The sequence below is a fragment of the Ruegeria sp. CL6 genome (genome assembly GCF_056536465.1).
The window spans coordinates 135,558-153,430 of the sequence record NZ_JBQFPR010000008.1 but is presented as its reverse complement, the minus strand read 5'-3'; the positions used below and the strand labels follow the sequence as shown (position 1 = coordinate 153,430).

General features: G+C 57.1%; 16 protein-coding genes, 1 pseudogene and 1 riboswitch. All 17 genes and pseudogenes read left to right on the top strand.

Annotated features, from left to right (window positions below):
- Positions 1 to 27 precede the first annotated feature (27 nt).
- The 17 genes and pseudogenes from ACR0LH_RS19000 to ACR0LH_RS18920 all read left to right on the top strand — a co-directional run bounded on the left by ACR0LH_RS19000 (position 28) and on the right by ACR0LH_RS18920 (position 17,871).
- Positions 28 to 432, top strand: a complete 405-nt coding sequence (locus tag ACR0LH_RS19000) for a hypothetical protein (protein ID WP_170486556.1) — start codon at positions 28 to 30, stop codon at positions 430 to 432.
- Positions 425 to 1,651, top strand: a complete 1,227-nt coding sequence (locus tag ACR0LH_RS18995) for an HlyD family secretion protein (protein WP_480722081.1) — start codon at positions 425 to 427, stop codon at positions 1,649 to 1,651. The genes ACR0LH_RS19000 and ACR0LH_RS18995 overlap by 8 nt, the downstream gene beginning before the upstream one ends.
- A gap of 151 nt (positions 1,652 to 1,802) precedes the next feature.
- Positions 1,803 to 2,354 (top strand): annotated as a pseudogene (locus ACR0LH_RS18990) (GAP family protein); the annotation flags it as partial.
- 279 nt (positions 2,355 to 2,633) lie between these two features.
- A riboswitch (guanidine-I (ykkC/yxkD leader) is annotated at positions 2,634 to 2,742 on the top strand.
- Positions 2,743 to 2,833: 91 nt separating this feature from the next.
- Complete coding sequence (locus tag ACR0LH_RS18985; protein ID WP_480722080.1) at positions 2,834 to 3,901, top strand: putative urea ABC transporter substrate-binding protein; 1,068 nt, start codon at positions 2,834 to 2,836, stop codon at positions 3,899 to 3,901.
- Positions 3,902 to 3,965: 64 nt separating this feature from the next.
- The gene (locus ACR0LH_RS18980) at positions 3,966 to 4,778 is read left to right on the top strand and encodes an ABC transporter permease (RefSeq protein ID WP_170603183.1); all 813 of its coding nucleotides are present in this window, start codon (positions 3,966 to 3,968) and stop codon (positions 4,776 to 4,778) included.
- Entirely contained in the window at positions 4,775 to 5,542 is a 768-nt protein-coding gene (locus tag ACR0LH_RS18975) for an ABC transporter ATP-binding protein (RefSeq protein WP_480722079.1), read from the top strand. The genes ACR0LH_RS18980 and ACR0LH_RS18975 overlap by 4 nt, the downstream gene beginning before the upstream one ends.
- A 102-nt stretch (positions 5,543 to 5,644) precedes the next feature.
- Entirely contained in the window at positions 5,645 to 6,916 is a 1,272-nt protein-coding gene (locus tag ACR0LH_RS18970) for an agmatinase family protein (protein ID WP_480722078.1), read from the top strand.
- The gene (locus ACR0LH_RS18965) at positions 6,916 to 7,260 is read left to right on the top strand and encodes a hypothetical protein (protein ID WP_480722076.1); all 345 of its coding nucleotides are present in this window, start codon (positions 6,916 to 6,918) and stop codon (positions 7,258 to 7,260) included. Before ACR0LH_RS18970 ends, ACR0LH_RS18965 begins: the two co-directional genes overlap by 1 nt.
- Positions 7,261 to 8,525: 1,265 nt before the next feature.
- Positions 8,526 to 9,305, top strand: a complete 780-nt coding sequence (locus ACR0LH_RS18960) for a metallophosphoesterase family protein (RefSeq protein WP_480722106.1) — start codon at positions 8,526 to 8,528, stop codon at positions 9,303 to 9,305.
- Positions 9,306 to 9,518: 213 nt separating this feature from the next.
- Positions 9,519 to 10,967 carry a mannose-1-phosphate guanylyltransferase/mannose-6-phosphate isomerase gene (locus ACR0LH_RS18955; protein WP_480722075.1) on the top strand — a complete coding sequence of 483 codons (1,449 nt, stop codon included), beginning with the start codon at positions 9,519 to 9,521 and terminating at the stop codon, positions 10,965 to 10,967.
- 107 nt (positions 10,968 to 11,074) lie between these two features.
- On the top strand, positions 11,075 to 11,305 hold the full coding sequence (locus tag ACR0LH_RS18950) for a hypothetical protein (protein ID WP_480722074.1): 231 nt from the start codon (positions 11,075 to 11,077) through the stop codon (positions 11,303 to 11,305).
- Positions 11,306 to 11,390: 85 nt separating this feature from the next.
- Positions 11,391 to 11,663 carry a spike base protein, RCAP_Rcc01079 family gene (locus ACR0LH_RS18945; protein ID WP_480722073.1) on the top strand — a complete coding sequence of 91 codons (273 nt, stop codon included), beginning with the start codon at positions 11,391 to 11,393 and terminating at the stop codon, positions 11,661 to 11,663.
- A gap of 361 nt (positions 11,664 to 12,024) precedes the next feature.
- Entirely contained in the window at positions 12,025 to 13,014 is a 990-nt protein-coding gene (locus ACR0LH_RS18940; RefSeq protein WP_170486175.1) for a BMP family protein, read from the top strand.
- 39 nt (positions 13,015 to 13,053) lie between these two features.
- Positions 13,054 to 14,571, top strand: coding sequence for an ABC transporter ATP-binding protein (locus ACR0LH_RS18935; RefSeq protein WP_480722072.1), 1,518 nt, complete (start codon positions 13,054 to 13,056; stop codon positions 14,569 to 14,571).
- The gene (locus ACR0LH_RS18930; RefSeq protein WP_480722105.1) at positions 14,571 to 15,641 is read left to right on the top strand and encodes an ABC transporter permease; all 1,071 of its coding nucleotides are present in this window, start codon (positions 14,571 to 14,573) and stop codon (positions 15,639 to 15,641) included. The genes ACR0LH_RS18935 and ACR0LH_RS18930 overlap by 1 nt, the downstream gene beginning before the upstream one ends.
- Entirely contained in the window at positions 15,641 to 16,582 is a 942-nt protein-coding gene (locus ACR0LH_RS18925) for an ABC transporter permease (RefSeq protein WP_480722104.1), read from the top strand. Before ACR0LH_RS18930 ends, ACR0LH_RS18925 begins: the two co-directional genes overlap by 1 nt.
- Positions 16,583 to 16,584: 2 nt before the next feature.
- Positions 16,585 to 17,871, top strand: a complete 1,287-nt coding sequence (locus ACR0LH_RS18920; protein WP_480722071.1) for an amidohydrolase family protein — start codon at positions 16,585 to 16,587, stop codon at positions 17,869 to 17,871.
- Positions 17,872 to 17,873: the final 2 nt, after the last annotated feature.

Genomic DNA, 17,873 nt, shown 5'->3' with positions numbered 1-17,873 from the left:
TTCCGCTTGGATTTGGCGGCTTTGCACATGATTGATCTTTTTGATTTCATTCGTCTATCCTTGGAGGGGTTCGTCAAGAAACAGGAGGTTCTTGTGAACAGCTCTATCTCTGACGAAGCGATGTCACGGCTTCCATTTTGGGTGACTGCGCCCGGCGAGACAGATGGTTTCCTGATCGTGGTCGGATTGTGTCTTGTTGTCGTTCTGCTGGGTTTTGGCGCACTCTATTTCACTGTGCAGGCTATTCCGGATCGTATGGCGGCGGGTGCCCATAAGGTGCAAATGCAGCTTGTTGGGGTGCTTGGGTTGATCTCTCTTTTCACTTTGAACAACGCTTTTTGGATCGCGGCAATCTTGATAGCCGCCGTGCCCTTGCATGAAATCTTTCCCCTAAAGCCAGAGGTGAACGGCCCGGAGCGCACCGATGCTTGAACTGATATTTTCCGCCCTGATCACTATTGTTCCTGACTATCTCTATCGCAGATACAAACAGGGTAAGCGGTGGGGTCATGAAATTACGCTTTTCAATGTCTGGTACGAGCTGCGCTGGGGGTTGACCGCCTGCGCAATTTTGGCCGTTACCTTAATCACCGTCATATTTTACTTTCACCCTTCGACCCGCAATGTTTCCGCAATGTTTCGCACCGTCACGATCCTGTCGGACAGGGGCGGCCGGGTCGCCGAAGTTTACGTCGCCAACAACGAATCCGTGAAAGCGGGCGATGCTATTTTCAGGCTGGATACCACGCGGCAAGAAGCTGCTGTGGAAACCGCGCAGAGCCGCATCAACGAAATCGACGCCGAGCTGGGTCTGATCGTGACGGAAATTGCCGCCGCAGAAGCGAGGGTCGAGGCGGCCGAGGCCGATCTGAGTCAGGCTGCGAACGATCTGCAGAGACGACTGTCCCTTGCCGAGCGAAACGACACAGTCGTGAGCGAGCAGGAACTGGAGCGTCTGCAGACTGACGTATCCAGTGCAGAAAGCCAGCGTACTGCCGCGATTGCGGCCCTTGATGGTGCCAAGCTGCGGCAGACCACTCTGCTTCCCGCTCAGAAAGAAAGTGCCCTCGCCGTCGTGAGGGAGGCAGAGAATGAAATCGCAAAGTCTACGGTGTTCGCCGAAGTGGACGGAACAGTGACGCAATTTCTTTTGAAACCTGGCGACATCGTAAATCCGATCCTGCGCCCTGCGGGAATTCTGGTTCCCGACGTCACGGGGCAAGGGCGGTTTGTTGCGGCTTTCGGACAGATATCGGTGAATGTTCTCAAACCCGGAATGCTCGTGGAAATCACCTGCGCCTCCAAGCCGCTGACTGTTGTGCCTATGTTCGTTGACGAGGTTCAGGACGCCATTGCCGCGGGCCAATTCCGGCCGGGGGATGCGCTTTTGGATCAGCAGGATCGTGCCCGACCGGGAACGGTGACAGTTTTCCTTGCGCCGATCTTCCCAAAGCACCTGGAAGGTATTCCGCCGGGCAGTGCGTGCGTTGGCGTCGCGTACACAAGTCGCGCCAAGGAAATCGATGCCGGTGAGATCACCGGGTTTTCAGCATTTATCGCCCGGATTGTGGACGGTATGGGGATTGCAAACGCCATCGTGCTCCGAGCGCAAGCGATCTTGTTGCCAGTAAAGGTGCTGGTCTTTTCCTGATGTCTGTCTCTGGCGGAGAAGCACATGCTGACTGCGTTTATCAAAGCAATGCCAATCGCGGTGGGTATTCTGCTTGCTTCGTTGCCACTGGTCAGCGTCTCTCTTTTATTGAGCCGACGGCCCGAGCAAAAAATCCTATACCGCGTTTCTTTGCGGTTGGATCGTTGGTGCACTCACCATCGGGATTGCCGCCATTGCAATGTCGGACCTGAGCACACCGGGTCAGCAGGCACCATCTGTTTGGGTCGTGTGGGTTCGCCTGTTTCTGGGGCTGGGCTTGGTTGCTTTGGCCCTTCGCAAACTGAGCCTAAAATATTATTCGGACGAAAACGCGCCTCCAAAATGGATGCGTGTTCTAGAGCGGATGCAACCAATCAGGACGTTTGGGCTTGGCGCCGCTCTGGCGGCCCTCAACCCCAAGAACGCAGCCTTGTTCATATCTGGTGCGCTGACCATAGCCGCAGCAACATACGCTCCGGTCGAGCAGATCGGGGCAGTGCTGGGATTTGTTGTCGTGTCCAGCATGGGTTTGGCTAGCCCTTGGATTTTATCGCTATTTTTCGGCGTGCGGGCAGAACCTGCACTGACCCGGTTAAACGATGCCATGGCAAAGTATAGCGGCTGGATTGTCATTGCGGTGCTGGTTGTTCTGGGCGGCGTCGTGTTCGCGAACGCGGTCGCGGACTTGCAGGCAGAATATTAAGTGACGCGTGTTTCAGTCTTTTGCCGGAGCGATACGGAACCATGCGGACAAAAGCGCCTTTAGGACCGACGCATTACAGCACAGGGGCAGGGCGGACCTGTCTTGTTGCGAACGGCGCGCCCGTACAAGCACGCTGTTTTGCACGAAAACAGGCCGCTTCCAGCCCTTTTATTAAGCATCGGGACAAAAAAACGGTGCATTTTTGGCTAAAGCGATGCGAGGGCGGAAATGAAACTGGCCTCAACTTGCCCAGTCACAACGCCTTGAGCTTTGCTGAAGGCGCAGGACGCTTAGGGTTCCGCCGCCATTTCAGCGGGTCAGGTCCGAGAAGCGTCACCTAGCCGGCAAACTCCGGCGAGGCACACGGCGGGGCAAAATCCCGGGAGATTACTGCGCAGGTTTGTTCGCGCCCGATCTCTTTGTTCCGCCAGCGGACCCAAAACCGAAGACCTCGGCGGGACGCAACAACGGGGAAAGACATGAATATCTCAAAACTAATGTCCGCAACCGCCCTTGCGCTGGGTGTATTGGCAGGAGCGTCCGCACCTGTGGCTGCTGCAGAAAAGACCGAATTCAAACTCGCCTGGTCGATCTACGTCGGCTGGATGCCGTGGGGTTATCTTGAAGACAGCGGGATCATGGACAAGTGGGCGGACAAGTACGGCATTGATGTCGAGATCGTGCAGTTCAATGACTATGTCGAGTCCATCAACCAATACACTGCCGGGGCGTTTGACGGTGTATCCGCCACGAACATGGACACGCTTTCCATTCCCTCCGGCGGCGGTGTCGATACCACAGCTTTGATCGTCGGTGATTATTCAAACGGCAACGATGCGGTTATTGGCAAAGGGGTCACTAGCCTGTCAGAGCTGAAGGGCAAGCCGGTCAACCTCGTTGAGTTGTCGGTGTCGCATTACCTTCTTGCGCGTGGCCTCGATAGCGTCGGGTTGGAGGAGTTTGATCTGGATGCCGTGATCAACACCTCTGACGCCGACATGATCGCGGCTTATGCAACACCGGATGTTGAGGCAGTCGTCACCTGGAACCCGCTGGTGTCGGAAATCCTCGATACCAGTTCCGACGCTGTGAGCCTTTTTGACAGTTCGATGATCCCCGGAGAAATCCTGGATCTGATGGTCGTGAACACTGAAACCTTGGCCGACAATCCGAATTTCGGCAAAGCGGTCGCCGGTGCCTGGTATGAGGTCATGGCGCTTATGGCCGCTGGCGACGAGGAAGCGCTGACCGCGATGGCCGAGGCGTCCGGCACGGATCTTGCTGGCTACAAGGCACAGATGGCGTCAACCGAGTTGTTCTTTGACCCTGCTGACGCTGTAGCTCAGGCAAGCGCGGGTGATCTTTCGGAAACCATGACGAATGTGGCCGAGTTCCTTTTTGAGAAAGGCATCCTTGGCGAGGGCGCGCCAAGCGCTGATTTCGTTGGCATCGAGTATCCGGACGGGTCCGTTTCCGGCAGTTCGGAAAACGTCAAATTCCGGTTCGACACGACGTATATGCAGATGGCTGCGGATGGCGCCCTGTAAATGAACGGACAGGGTGAAGCCTGTGGGCTTCACCCCATGTTTTGCCAGTCAAGGAGCGGCACGCATGCGACTGATAAACACGATTCCCGGAAAGCCTGCGGGCATTTTCATCGCCGCCCTTCCATTTGTCGCGGTTATCCTGAGCTACTACATCGCTTCGGACATTCGGTTGCAGGCCAACCCTCAGGATAAACTTCTTCCGGCCCTGACGACGATTGCGGAAACCGCGGAGCGACTCTTTACCGAACCGGATCGCCGGTCGCGAGAAATACTCTTGTGGAACGACACAGCCGCAAGCCTTGCCCGTCTGCTTGGTGGCGTAGTCATCGCGGCCATGCTGTCCTTGGTTCTTGGTTTGGCCATTGGGCTTTTGCCGTATGCGCGGTCGTTTCTCTCAGGCTTCATTGCTGTGCTGTCCATGGTGCCGCCGCTTGCTCTTTTGCCGATTTTGTTCATCGTGTTCGGGTTGGGTGAAGTTTCAAAGGTGGCGTTGATCGTCATTGGCATTACGCCCTTTATGACCCGCGACCTGGCGCAACGGGTCATGGAAATCCCGAAAGAACAAATCGTCAAGGCGCAGACGCTGGGTGCCTCCAGCGGGGTGATTGCCCTGCGAGTGGCCTTGCCGCAAATACTGCCGAGGCTCATCTCGAACGTTCGGCTGTCGCTTGGGTCCGCATGGTTGTTCTTGATCGCGGCCGAGGCGGTTGCGTCCAATGTGGGCCTTGGCTACCGGATTTTCCTCGTCCGCCGATACCTCGCGATGGATGTCATTCTGACCTACGTGATCTGGATCACGGTGCTGGCATTTACGATAGACTGGTTGCTCAAAACCCTGTCCCGCCGCGCATTTCCGTGGATGGAGGCAGGTCTATGAGCTTTGTAAGTGTAAGAAACGTCTGGCAGAAGTACGGTAGTCGCTCGATCTTGGAGCGTGTGAATGTCACGGTCGATGAAGGCGAATTCATCTCTATCGTCGGCGCGTCTGGCTGCGGGAAATCCACGTTTCTGCGCATGCTTCTTGCAGAAGAACGCCCCTATCGTGGCGAGATAAGCATCGATGGTGGCCCAACCGCCAGAGAACCCAACCTTGAGCGCGGCGTGGTCTTTCAACGCTATTCCGTTTTTCCACATTTGTCGGTTCGCGAAAACCTGATCGCCGGTGAAGGGTTTCGTACCCGGTTCGGTCGTTTGCACGGTTCACTCCGCAAGGAAGCCGAAAATCGCGCTGACGAGATGTTGGAGCGGATTGGGTTAAATCACGTGTCCCATCAATACCCGTCCTCTTTGTCGGGCGGTATGCAGCAACGGTTGGCGATTGGGCAGGCGATGGCCGCAAAACCACGCATTCTGTTGCTGGACGAACCATTCGGAGCGCTCGATCCGGGAACACGGCTTCAAATGCATGAGTTCCTTTTGGAGCTGCGAGAGGAAACCAACATGACCGTTTTCATGGTCACCCACGATCTGGACGAAGGGTTCAAGCTGGGTGACCGCGTTCTGGTGTTCGATAAACCGCGCTGGGATCCACAGGACCCGGGTCTTTTCGGGGCAACGCTCACCTATGACTTCGATGCGCGCAACGGCGGAATACCGTTTCAGGATCTGCTTGACCACTATCCGTCTTTGGCTGCCGCATGACCCCTTGCACGGCATGCGCTCCCGGGCTCCGCATGTTGTGTTCACCAAAGCTCGGAAGCGTCCCGGCCAAATTCGACGGGACATTGATTAGGAGACAACTACGTGTTTTCGGATCTCAAGCGCAGCCGGTCGCACCACCCGCGTGACCAGCGCGACCGTATTGCACTGCGTGAGCAGCGTCATCACCATCCAGACCTCAGCAAATTGGCGGGCTGGAAGGCGATGCATTTGGAGGCTGACCTGCCGGAAGGCCGAATGGAGGAAGAACGCCAATGGGCGCTGCGTATGGGCCTTACCGGAGCAGACAGCATCGAAGACAAGTCGATCCCGACATTTGCACGAGGCGAACTGCCTCACTTTGCAGGGATCAACACTTTTCTGAAAGCTCCGTATGCCGAGGATGTTCTGGAGGTCGCGGACTATGATGCCACGGTCCTTGGGATTCCGTTTGACGGCGGTACCACCTACCGGCCCGGCACCCGGTTCGGCCCTCAGGGGGTTCGCAAGATTTCTGCGCTGTACACGCCCTACAACTACGAAATTGGCGTCGACCTTCGCGAACAGATGACACTTTGTGATGCCGGTGATGTTTTCACGATCCCTGCCAATATTGAAAAGAGTTTCGATCAGATAAGCCGGGCGGTCAGCCACGTGTTCAGCTCTGGCTCACTTCCGATCATGATTGGCGGCGACCATTCCATCGGCTTCCCTTGCGTGCGCGGCATCGCGGAATGCACGTCAAAAAAGATCGGAATCGTTCATTTTGACCGACATGCCGACATACAGGAAAAAGACCTGGATGAGCGGATGCACACAACGCCGTGGTTTCATTCGACCAACCTTCCCAATGTCCCGGCGACCAACCTCGTACAAATCGGGATCGGAGGCTGGCAAGTTCCACGCGAAGCCGTGAAGGTCGCGCGAAAGCGCAACACCAACATCATCACCATGGGCGATATGGAAAAAATGGGCGTCGACAAGACCATCGAAGTGGCGCTTGAGATGGCCTGGAAAGACGTGGACATGGTTTATATGTCATTTGACATCGACAGCCTCGACTGTGGTTTTGTCCCCGGAACAGGCTGGCCCGAACCCGGCGGTTTCCTACCGCGCGAAGCATTGGCGCTGGCTTCGGGTATTGCGGCCGAAGGAATCTGCGGACTTGAACTGGTTGAAGTGTCGCCGCCTTACGATACGTCCGACATAACGGCACTGATGGGCACGCGGGTGATTGTCGACGTGCTTGGCGCGTTGGTGTCCAACGGCAAGTTGGGTGCCCACAAAAAGTTCATCGATAAACCTGTGAAAACGCCTCATGGCGAATTTGAAGGCAAACGATGGTCAAATGGCAAACCGCACAAGGTAGGTTCGTAATGCCGCACGATCATTCGCACCATCACCACCACGATCACGACCATGCCCACCACGGGCATGGTCATAACCACGCGCATGGGGACCACCTGCACAGCCATATGCATCACGAAGACGAAGCGGCCGACCTGCAGGTTCTGGCAACCCAGTTTATTGACGGGTTTTTGCAGGCCGCTGACAAGACAAGTTATCTGAAGCTGGCGGGCGTGCCGTTCGAGAGGTCGGGGGCAGGCGGGGCAACGGCGTTGAAGCTGATTGACGTCGAGTTGAAAACCGATTGGCAGGTGGGCACGGCCTCACCTTCATTTGGTTCCCGTGAACTCAGCTATCTGCCTTTTCCGGGGTAGATGGTTCAGGAACGCACCAATATGTCGCTTGTCTATGTCTCGATGGATGAAAAATCCGTTCTGGATATCCGCGACTTTCTTCATCAGCGAAAGCAGGAAATTGAAAGATGAAAGCGAAACTCTTGACGCTTGCGGTTTGGGGTGCAGCAACCCCGGCTTTTGCACATACTGACACGTCGTTTCACACACACGGCGCAGAATTTTTCTCAGCGGTTGCAGCAATCGGGGCCGCTGTTTTGCTTGCCGTTGGGTTCAAAAAATAGACCTGAGCCGTGGCGCAGAGTTTTGGTGCTGCGCCACGGATAGAACTTCCGGCGTTCCGGCTTTATTCGGTATCAGGCTGTAATCCTTTGCATTTTGGCGGCTTTTCGGTCATTATGACTGTTCATATGTAAGCCCAATCAACGTGTTTGGATCTCAGTGCCGTCTTTGGTCGAGCAGAGCCATCCTTGGGTGGAAACAGGCAGATGTCACAGGGCTTTGCGCTTGATTGCGCAATGTCGTGGAAAGCCACACTTGGTCTTTGAAACAACGCCCCGCCTCCTGTGACTCGAGAAAATTTGGGATAAATAAACCTTAAATCGTTGATTTAAGGCATAAAATTGACACTGACAGCACGCAAGCAAGGCGTCGCGCCTTTCTAGTTCCGATCCATACCAATCTGGAACGGAGACATTGCGATGCTGAACCTGTGTGCGAAGCCACCTGTTAATTCTGAGAGTAAACTCGGATCGTCTGTCCGGCGCGCAGCTAAAATCTTGGCGCTTCTTCCTGCTGTTTGTTTTCTTTTTCTTATCTCAGCTTTTCAGGGGTTCGCCGATGTCCAGAAGCCCTATGTAGTCGGCAACGACCGAGGAGGGTACCTGCATGACCGGCTGATAGAATTGGAGAATCTGCAGCGAAACAGGGTATCGGTCGAAATTCGCGGACGCGTTTGCTTTTCTACGTGTACGATGTTTCTTGGTTTGCCAGACACATGTGTCGATCCTGAAACCACGTTTGGTTTCCACGGGCCATCGCAAAGCGGTCGCCGACTGTCGCAAGAGGATTTCGACTATTTCAGCAAGGTGATGGCTGATTTTTACCCCGAGCCGTTGAAGTCCTGGTTCATGAACAAAGGGCGCAATCGCATTTCGGGCGTGTATAAAATCAAGGGGGCCGAAATAATTCGTATGGGGATTGCGCCTTGCAGAACTGCGTGATTGGCGTTGACTTGCCCAGGCTGACGGACAGGTTTATCAAATCCCAATCCACATGCGGTTGAACTGACCTTCTGTGTTTGCCCAAACTGTTCGAGACGGAGCTGTTCCATTATCTTTTCTTCCCTGCTCCAGAGGTTCACCCGGTCCGCGACCTTTTCAAACCCCGAACCCGAAAGTCCAATTTGTGTCATCGGAGACGTTCACGGCTGCGTTGTGCAGTTGGAAAAGCTGCTGGACAAAATCCCGCAGGATCATCGGGTCGTTCTGGTCGGGGATTATGTCGATCGCGGAGAGAACAGTGCCGAAGTGCTGCAACTGATTAAGGGACGTCCTGATTTCACCTGCCTGATGGGAAATCACGAAGAAATGCTGCTGAAATTTCTGAAAGACCCTGAAAGTCACGGACCGCGCTGGCTGCGGTATGGTGGGTTGCAGACTTTGGCGTCATTCGGCGTGCGTGGCGTGCGAGCGGAAATGAACAAGGGCGAACTGCAAGACTGTCGCGACAAGTTGCAGGATGTCATGGGCCAAGATCTGTGTTCGTGGTTGGAAGGTCTGGTTAACTATAAACTGTCTGGCAATGTGCTTGTAACTCATGCAGGGGCCGACCCAAAGGAACTGCCCGATCAGCAATCTGCAGACACTTTGATTTGGGGGCATCCGTCATTCCCAACCACTGACCGAAATGATGGAGTATGGGTCGTTCATGGCCATACAATCGTGAAAGAACCAAGCGCTGTTCGTGGTCGTATTGCCATCGACACCGGCGCTTTCGCAACAGGTGTTCTGACTGCTGTATGCCTTGATGGGACAGAACCCAAGTTCATGTCTGCGCGTCCCTGAGCCCTGACATGATCGCGCCGCGCGTTCGCAGATCGTTTCGGTGGCCTCACGCGACTGCGCCCTTGCAGAAATCAGATTTTGCGCAAAAAAGGGGGTGTTCGACTTTGCTATGCGCAGCCTATAATTCTTTTTTGGAGCTGCCGGTCCAAACTCTTGTCAGCGTGAGGCTCCTTTTATAGGACCACGCTAAGTAGATCAGATTTCGGGCTTTTTATGTTGATAACACCTGTCCTTCTCTGTGGTGGTTCCGGTACGCGCCTCTGGCCCTTGTCCCGGAAAAGCTATCCAAAACAATTCGTTCCTCTTGTTGGCGAGGAAACCCTTTTTCAGGCGTCGGCGCGACGTCTGTCCGGGAAAACCGCAAAATTGCAGTTTGCGGCGCCTGTTGTGCTTACCAATTCGGACTTTCGATTCATCGTTGCGGAACAACTGCAATCTATTGGCATAGATCCGGGAAAAATCCTGATCGAACCGGAAGGTCGCAATACTGCGCCTGCAGTTCTGGCCGCTGCGATTCAGGCATTTAGCGAAGACGAGAATGCGATCCTTTTGGTTGCTCCGTCCGATCATGTTGTGCCAGATTCCGACGCGTTTCAGGCCGCGGTTGCCCGTGGATTGGACGCGGTGGCAAACGGTCAGCTGGTGACGTTTGGAATTACTCCGACGCACGCGGAGACTGCCTATGGGTATCTGGAACTGGCCTCGGCGCCGGATAGCGACGGATCTCCGGTTCCGCTGAAACAGTTTGTGGAAAAACCGGACTTGGCCCGCGCGACCGAGATGCTTGCCGCCGGGAATTTCAAATGGAACGCCGGTATCTTCCTGTTCCGCGCCGCCGACATCATTGCAGCATTCCGACAGCATGCCCCTGAGTTGCTTGAGCCTGTCCAGGCTTCGGTCGACACCGCAACGCCCGATCTGGGCTTTCTGCGTTTGAACCCGGATCATTGGCAAAAGGCCAAGGACATTTCGATCGACTACGCGGTGATGGAAAAAGCCGATAACCTATCCGTGGTTCCGTTTGACTCGGCCTGGTCCGACTTGGGCGGCTGGGACGCGGTCTGGCGCGAGAGCGGACCAGACGAGCAGGGCGTTGTCACAAGTGGCGGTGCCACAGCGATTGACTGCCAGAATACGCTTTTGCGGTCGGACAGCGAACAACTTGAAATCGTAGGTATCGGTCTGGACAATATCATTGCGGTTGCGATGAACGATGCGGTTCTGGTTGCGGACGCGTCGCGGGCTCAGGACGTTAAACAAGCCGTGTCTGCGCTGAAGAAGAAAGACGTGCCGCAGGCCACCGCATTTCCGAAAGATCACCGTCCCTGGGGATGGTTTGAGAGCCTTGTTGTTGGCGATCGCTTTCAGGTAAAGCGCATTTGCGTGCATCCGGGTGCGTCTCTCAGCCTGCAAAGCCATTTTCACCGGTCCGAACATTGGATCGTGGTCGAAGGCACGGCGCGCGTCATCATCGACGACACTGATCAGTTGGTGACGGAAAATCAGTCTGTTTATATCCCGTTAGGTGCCGTCCACCGCATGGAGAACCCGGGCAAGGTGCCGATGGTCCTAATCGAAGTGCAAACAGGCGTGTATGTAGGCGAGGACGACATCGTTCGGTACGAAGACAAATACGCGCGCGGTCAGGGCGCAAAGGGCTGAACCATGTGAAAATCGCGATTGTCCACTATTGGCTTGTCGGTGTGCGCCGCGATGAAACGGTGCTTGAGGCGTTTTGGGTAAGCAGGAGTTCGATTTGACCCCGTCCAGTGACTCCGGGCCTGCAAAGGGGATTATCCTGCCCCCTGATCTTCTCCGCTGAGGAGGTTTCCGGGATCATCCCCTGCGAAGCCTTGAATGCCGCCATCGACAGGTTTGAAGCAGATCCGGCGCTAATTGGTTTGCTGCAGGGCGCGCGCGTGCTTATGCAGGGCTTCGATACGCCCGCTTTCGAGGAAAAGATGTCGGGCTTGGCTGCCCGAACGCTACATTATGTCTGAACTAGCAACGTACGCAGTGCTTTAAGGCCGTTAATCGGTTTTTCCTAGTGTCCCGCTGATTGAATAGAACAGCGAGATCTGAACCATGACGAACCCCTTCTCCAACCACGTATCCAGCCTGTCCGGTCCCGCGCGCGACATTGTACCGGTCACGCCATCCGACACCACAGACCTGCCGGACGCGGCCATCGGGCTGTATGTCGAAACGGGCGGCACCGTTGTCTTGACTAGCGTTCGCGGGCAGACGCGCACAGTCGATGTGGCGGATTTCTCGATCCTGCCCGTTGGTGTACTACGCGTGTACACAACCGGCACGACAGCGGCAGGCATCCACGCAATGGTGCTCGCACAAAGCTGAGTCGGGATAATTCCATGACACCGCATCCTTCCCGTAGGGGACCCGCTGCGGCCCCTGTCGCTTGATTTCGAGCGGCAGGTCTACCGGTGGTCCCAATTGTTGGGCGAGGACCGTGAATTAGCGGCAAGAGGAAATGTTTACGCAAGGTAATACTACACTTTTAAGGAGATTCTCCGTTTATACAGATCGATATGACGCGACTTGCCGCTAGGTAAACTCAAAGCGGTTTGGCTTTCTGGCATGTGGGCTACGATTCCTGCGCAAAAAATGACCACAGTGCTGTCTTGTCCATCGCCGGATGGTCGAAAAAATTGACTGAACAGTAAAAAAATGCTGCCATCCCTCAAAACAGGAGAGTGTGATGGCCCAAAATAACATGACAAGAAGACTGTTGCTTGCCGCTGTTGCGGCGGCGTCAACGATATACTCTGTCGGCGTGGCTGCGGCTGAAACGGTCAAGGTTGCTGCGATTTATACGCTGCCCGTGGAACAGCAATGGATCAGCCGTATCCACAAGGCGCTCAATACGGCGGCTGAGAGGGGCGACATCGAATACGTCTTTTCCGAGAATGTGGCGAACACCGACTATGAGCGCGTGATGCGTGAATATGCCGAACAGGGATCGCAGTTGATCGTGGGCGAAGTGTTTGGGCTGGAGCGCGCCGCGCGCAAGGTGGCCAAGGATTACCCGGATACGGCGTTCCTGATGGGCTCGTCCTTTGGACCGGTTGGTCCGAACTTCTCGGTCTTTGACAACTGGATTCACGAACCGTCCTACCTGACCGGTATGGTCGCTGGTGCGGCGACGGAATCGAATGTCATTGGTATGGTCGGCGGCTACGCCATCCCCGAGGTGAACCGGTTGATGAATGCCTTCATGGATGGCGCGCGCGAGGTGAACCCGGATGTCAAATTCCTCGTGACCTTCATCGACAGCTGGTATGACCCGCCCAAGGCCAAGGAAAGCGCGATTGCAATGATGGATGCAGGTGCGGACATCATGTATGCCGAACGCTTTGGCGTATCGGACGCGGCAGTGGAGCGTGGCGTCAAAGCCGTGGGCAACGTGATCGACACGTCGGGTGACTATCCGGGTACGATCATGGCGTCGGCCCTGTGGCACATGGAGCCCACCATCGACAAGGCCATTGCCAATGTCGCCGGCGGGTCGTTCGAGGCCGCGGATTACGGCCAGTACAGCTTTATGGGATATGGCGGCGGTTCCATGGTTCTGGATGAAGAACTGGTGCCCGCCGAGGTGGTCGAAGCGGTCAACGCACGACAGGCCGAGATTATGGACGGGCTGTTCCGCGTCAACGTGAACGACGACCGGCCGGTTTCCGACAACTGATCGCGTTCGGGCCGGCCTCAAAACCGGCCCGTATCTCCAATGACGGATTCCACGGTTCTGAAACTCAACGGGTTGAGCAAGCATTTCGGCCCGGTCATCGCCAATGACAATGTCAGCCTGACCCTGAACAAAGGCGAGGTTCTGGCGCTGCTAGGCGAAAACGGCGCGGGCAAGACCACGCTGATGAATATGCTGTTCGGGCATTACCTGCCCGATGCAGGCTCGATCGAAGTCGCAGACGAAGGCGGGGTGTTGCATCCTCTGCCGCTGGGCCACCCGCAGGTGGCGCTGGCCTCGGGCGTGGGTATGGTGCACCAGCATTTCACACTGGCCGAGAATATCTCGGCCCTCGACAACATAACCTTGGGATCGGAACCCCTGTTTTCCCTGCGCCGCAACCGACGCGCAGCACGGCGCAGGATCCAAGGCATCATGGCGCAAAGCGGCCTGTCTGCCCCCCTTGATACGCCGGTTGGTCGTTTGTCGGTGGGCGAGAGGCAAAGGGTGGAAATCCTCAAGGCGTTATACCGCAATGCCCGTATTCTGGTGCTGGATGAACCAACCGCCGTTCTGACCCCGCAAGAAGCAGACACATTGTTTGAAAACATCCGCCTGATGACCGCCGAAGGGCTGTCGGTCATCTTTATCAGTCACAAGCTGCGCGAAGTTCTGGCCTTTTCGGATCGCATTGCCGTTCTGCGGCATGGGCAGAAAGTCGGAGAGATGGCCACATCCGAAGCGGACGAAAAGTCGATCGCGCAGATGATGGTCGGTGCCGAAACGCCCGAGCTTGCCGGATCACACCTAACGCCCGGTGATCCGGTCCTGACCATGTCGGGCGTATCGGTCGCGGGGCGGTCCAAACGCGATACGCTGACAGAGGTGGACCTGACGGTACACGCGCATGAAATTCTGGGGATCGCCGGGGTTTCCGGCAACGGGCAGAGCGGGCTGGCCAATGTCATCGCAGGTCTTGCGCGCCCGGAACAGGGTCTAATCAAGGTGGACGGGGTCGAAATCACCTCTCCCACTCCGGTCAAGATGGTGCGTGCAGGGGTTGGCCGTATCCCCGAAGATCGCCACCACGAGGGCATCGTTGGCGCCATGAGTGTGGCCGAAAACATGGTCATCGAACGGTTGAACGACCCCGAGGTTCAGTCATACGGGTTGTTGCGCCGCGAAGACATCCAGGACAACGCCGAGCGTTTGTCCCAAACCTACGACGTGCGCGGGCCGGGCGTGGATGCGCCCGCGCGTCTGTTGTCCGGGGGCAATATCCAGAAACTCATTCTGGCGCGTGTCTTCGACCTTTCCCCCCGCCTCATCCTGGCCAACCAGCCGACACGCGGTCTGGACATGGGTGCCGCAGCCGAAGTGGGCAAGCGCCTGCTGAACGCAAGGGCGCGCGGCGCGGGCGTGGTGCTGATTTCCGAGGATCTCGACGAATTGCTGAGCCTTGCGGACCGCATCGTCGTGATCCGAGACGGAGAACTGCACGAGGCACCGGGGCGCGACCGTGAACAGATCGGGCTGATGATGGCAGGAGAACCGGCATGATCCGCATTGAACCACGTCAGACTCAATCGCGGGCTTTTACGTTGGGCGTTCCCATCCTGTCGGCCGTGATCGCACTGGGCTTTGCCGCAATTCCGCTGCTGGCGGCCGGTGCGAACCCGATCGCCGCTTATGCCGAGATGTTCCGGGGCGTCTTCGGGTCGGTCTTTGCCTTTTCCGAGGTGCTGACACGCGCCACGCCGCTGATATTCACCGGCCTCGCCGCGGCTTTGGCCTTTCGCGCCAAGCTGTGGAATATCGGGGCCGAGGGTCAGTTGTATCTGGGCGCGATGGCTGCGGTGGCCATCGGGTCGGGGGTGCTGGATATCTCGGGCATCCTGCTGTTACCGCTGATCGTCCTGATGGGCGCAGCGGCAGGGGCGGCGGGGATGGTTGCACCCACCTATCTGAAAACCCGCTTTGGCGCGGATGAAGTGGTGACGACGCTATTGTTGAACTTCATCATCCTGATCTTCGTCCAGATGATGTTGGAAGGGCCGTTGCAGGACCCGATGGGGCTGGGCTGGCCGCAATCGGCACCGGTTCTGGATCAGGGAATGCTGCCACCTTTAATGGAGCGGATGCGGGTTCATTCAGGGCTTGTTTTGGCTCTAATACTGGCGGGATTGGCCCAAATCATGCTGGCGCGTTCTGTCTGGGGCTTCAAACTGCGCGCTGTGGGTGAAAACGCCGCCGCCGCGCGCCATGCGGGGATCAACGTGAACCGGTCCCTGTTCGGCGTGGCCATCCTGTCGGGTGGACTGGCGGGGCTTGCGGGCGTGAGCGAGGTCGCGGGTCTGAAAGGATACCTTACCGCCGATCTGTCGCCCGGCTTTGGCTATACCGGCATTGTTGTGGCGATGCTGGCGGGGCTTTCGCCGATGGGCGTGGTGATTGCCGCGCTGTTCATCGCCTCGGTCTTTGTGGGCGCTGACAGCATGAGCCGCGCGATGGGCGTGTCGTCTTTTCTGGCGGATCTGGTGGTCTCGGTCTCGTTGCTCTGTGTGTTGGTCGGCGGGTTTGTCGCCCGCTATCGAATTGTCCGGGCCAGCACTGCGAGGGCAGCGTCATGATGGATATTCTCAATATTCTGTTGTCCGAAAGCTTCTGGGCCGCGTCCTTGCGCATCGCGACACCGCTGATCTTTGGCGTACTGGGCGCGCTGATCTGTGAGCGCGCGGGTGTGCTGAACCTCGGGATCGAGGGCATCTTTGTCGTCGGTGCCATGTGCGGCTGGATGGCCGTCTGGCTGGGCGCGGGTCTGTGGGGCGGTGTGCTGGTCGCGGCGCTGGCAGGGGCGTTCTTTGGCTTGCTCCACGCGATCCTCACAGTGCCGCTGGGATTGTCACAACACGTCTCTGGGCTGGGGATCACGTTGTTTGCGACCTCGGTCAGTTACTACACCTATCGCACGGCGCTTCCGAACGTGTCGTCGCCGCCAAGGATCGAGCCGTTTCAGCCGCTGGACCATCCAGTTCTGTCCGATTTGCCCTTTTTAGGCTCTGTTTTGTTTCAGCAGACGGCTTTGACATGGCTGGCACTGCTGCTGGTTGCGGTGGTCTGGTATGCGCTGAACCGCACCGCGCTGGGCGTAGCGATCAAGGCCGTGGGCGACAACCCCGACAGCGTCGATGCGCAAGGTCTGTCGGTTTATGGGCTGAGGATCGGGGCCATTGTCGTTGGGTCTGCTCTGATGGCGCTGGGCGGAGCTTTTCTGACCATGAGCGCCTTTGACGCCTTTTTCTTTGGCATGGTCAATGGGCGCGGCTGGGTCTGTATCGCGCTGGTCATTTTCGCCAGTTGGCGTCCGGGCAAGGCGCTGCTGGGTGCGCTTCTGTTCGGTGCGTTCGACGCGCTACAGGTTCGCTTGCAGACCGAGGTTGGCGCGCTGGTGCCCGGTCAGGTCTTCCTGATGGTGCCCTATGTCCTGTCGATCATCGCCCTTGTGATCGCCGCACGCTCGGCGGACTATCCAAGGGCATTGCTTACCCCATGGTTCAAAGGTCAACGCTGAAAATGGTCGATCTGCTTATCAAAAACGCCACACTGACCGACGGTCAGACCGGGATGGACATCGCCTGCACGGACGGCAAGATCACAGCGGTCGAGGCCGGGATCACTGCTGATGCCGCCGAGGTCATAGACGCCGAAGGTCAGTTGATCTCACCCCCTTTTGTCGATCCGCATTTTCACATGGATGCGACCCTATCACTGGGCAATCCGCGCATGAATGTCTCGGGTACTCTGCTTGAGGGGATCGCGCTGTGGGGCGAGTTGAAGCCACTGCAATCGGTCGACGACATCGTCGCACGCGCCCTGCGGTATTGCGAGTTGGCTGTGGCCAAGGGTATCGGCGCGATCCGCAGCCACGTGGACACCTGCGATGATGAGCTGAAGGGCGTGCAGGCGCTGTTGCAGGTGCGCGAACATGTGAAGGATTACCTTGACCTGCAACTGGTGGCCTTCCCGCAGGACGGCGTGCTGCGCGACCCGACCGCGATGCAGAACACCATCCGCGCACTGGATATGGGCGTGGATGTGGTAGGCGGCATCCCGCATTTTGAACGCACCATGGCGGACGGGGCCGAATCCGTGCGTCTGCTGTGTGAAATCGCGGCCGAGCGCGGCTTGATGGTCGATATGCATTGCGACGAAAGCGACGATCCACACAGCCGCCATATCGAAACGCTGGCCTATGAAACCCAGCGTTTGGGTCTGAATGGGCGGGTTGCGGGGTCGCATCTGACCTCGATGCATTCGATGGACAATTACTATGTGTCCAAGCTGATCCCCTTGATGGTCGAGGCCGGAGTACATGCGATCCCGAACCCTCTGATCAACATCATGCTGCAAGGCCGCCACGACACCTATCCCAAGCGGCGCGGACAAACCCGCGTGCGTGAGTTGCGCGATGCGGGGATCACCGTTGGCTTTGGGTCGGATTGCGTGATGGATCCGTGGTATTCGCTGGGCAAGGCCGACATGCTGGATGTGGCCTTTATGGGCCTGCATGTTGGGCAACTGTCCAGCCGTGCCGATATGACATGGTGCTTTGACGCGGTGACACAGAACTCGGCCCGGATCATGGGGCTTGAGGGGTACGGCGTCGCCAAGGGCTGTGACGCGAACTTCGTGCTGTTGCAGGCCGCCGACCCGATCGAGGCGATCCGCCTGCGCGCCCATCGTCTGGCCGTGGTGCGCAAGGGGCGGGTGATCTCGCGCTCGGCCCCGGTGACGCACACGCTGAACCTGCCTTCCGTTCAAAGGACTTTGGACGAGGCACGTGTGCCGTTTGAAGAGTAAAC

What these genes read in the sequence shown, in the direction of transcription:
- ACR0LH_RS18980 (WP_170603183.1), top strand. Translation starts at nt 3,966, where the DNA reads ATGCGACTGATAAACACGATTCCCGGAAAGCCTGCGGGCATTTTCATC.
- ACR0LH_RS18985 (WP_480722080.1), top strand. Translation starts at nt 2,834, where the DNA reads ATGAATATCTCAAAACTAATGTCCGCAACCGCCCTTGCGCTGGGTGTA.
- ACR0LH_RS19000 (WP_170486556.1), top strand. Translation starts at nt 28, where the DNA reads ATGATTGATCTTTTTGATTTCATTCGTCTATCCTTGGAGGGGTTCGTC.
- ACR0LH_RS18945 (WP_480722073.1), top strand. Translation starts at nt 11,391, where the DNA reads ATGACGAACCCCTTCTCCAACCACGTATCCAGCCTGTCCGGTCCCGCG.
- ACR0LH_RS18925 (WP_480722104.1), top strand. Translation starts at nt 15,641, where the DNA reads ATGGATATTCTCAATATTCTGTTGTCCGAAAGCTTCTGGGCCGCGTCC.
- ACR0LH_RS18955 (WP_480722075.1), top strand. Translation starts at nt 9,519, where the DNA reads ATGTTGATAACACCTGTCCTTCTCTGTGGTGGTTCCGGTACGCGCCTC.
- ACR0LH_RS18965 (WP_480722076.1), top strand. Translation starts at nt 6,916, where the DNA reads ATGCCGCACGATCATTCGCACCATCACCACCACGATCACGACCATGCC.
- ACR0LH_RS18940 (WP_170486175.1), top strand. Translation starts at nt 12,025, where the DNA reads ATGGCCCAAAATAACATGACAAGAAGACTGTTGCTTGCCGCTGTTGCG.
- ACR0LH_RS18975 (WP_480722079.1), top strand. Translation starts at nt 4,775, where the DNA reads ATGAGCTTTGTAAGTGTAAGAAACGTCTGGCAGAAGTACGGTAGTCGC.
- ACR0LH_RS18920 (WP_480722071.1), top strand. Translation starts at nt 16,585, where the DNA reads ATGGTCGATCTGCTTATCAAAAACGCCACACTGACCGACGGTCAGACC.
- ACR0LH_RS18995 (WP_480722081.1), top strand. Translation starts at nt 425, where the DNA reads ATGCTTGAACTGATATTTTCCGCCCTGATCACTATTGTTCCTGACTAT.
- ACR0LH_RS18935 (WP_480722072.1), top strand. Translation starts at nt 13,054, where the DNA reads ATGACGGATTCCACGGTTCTGAAACTCAACGGGTTGAGCAAGCATTTC.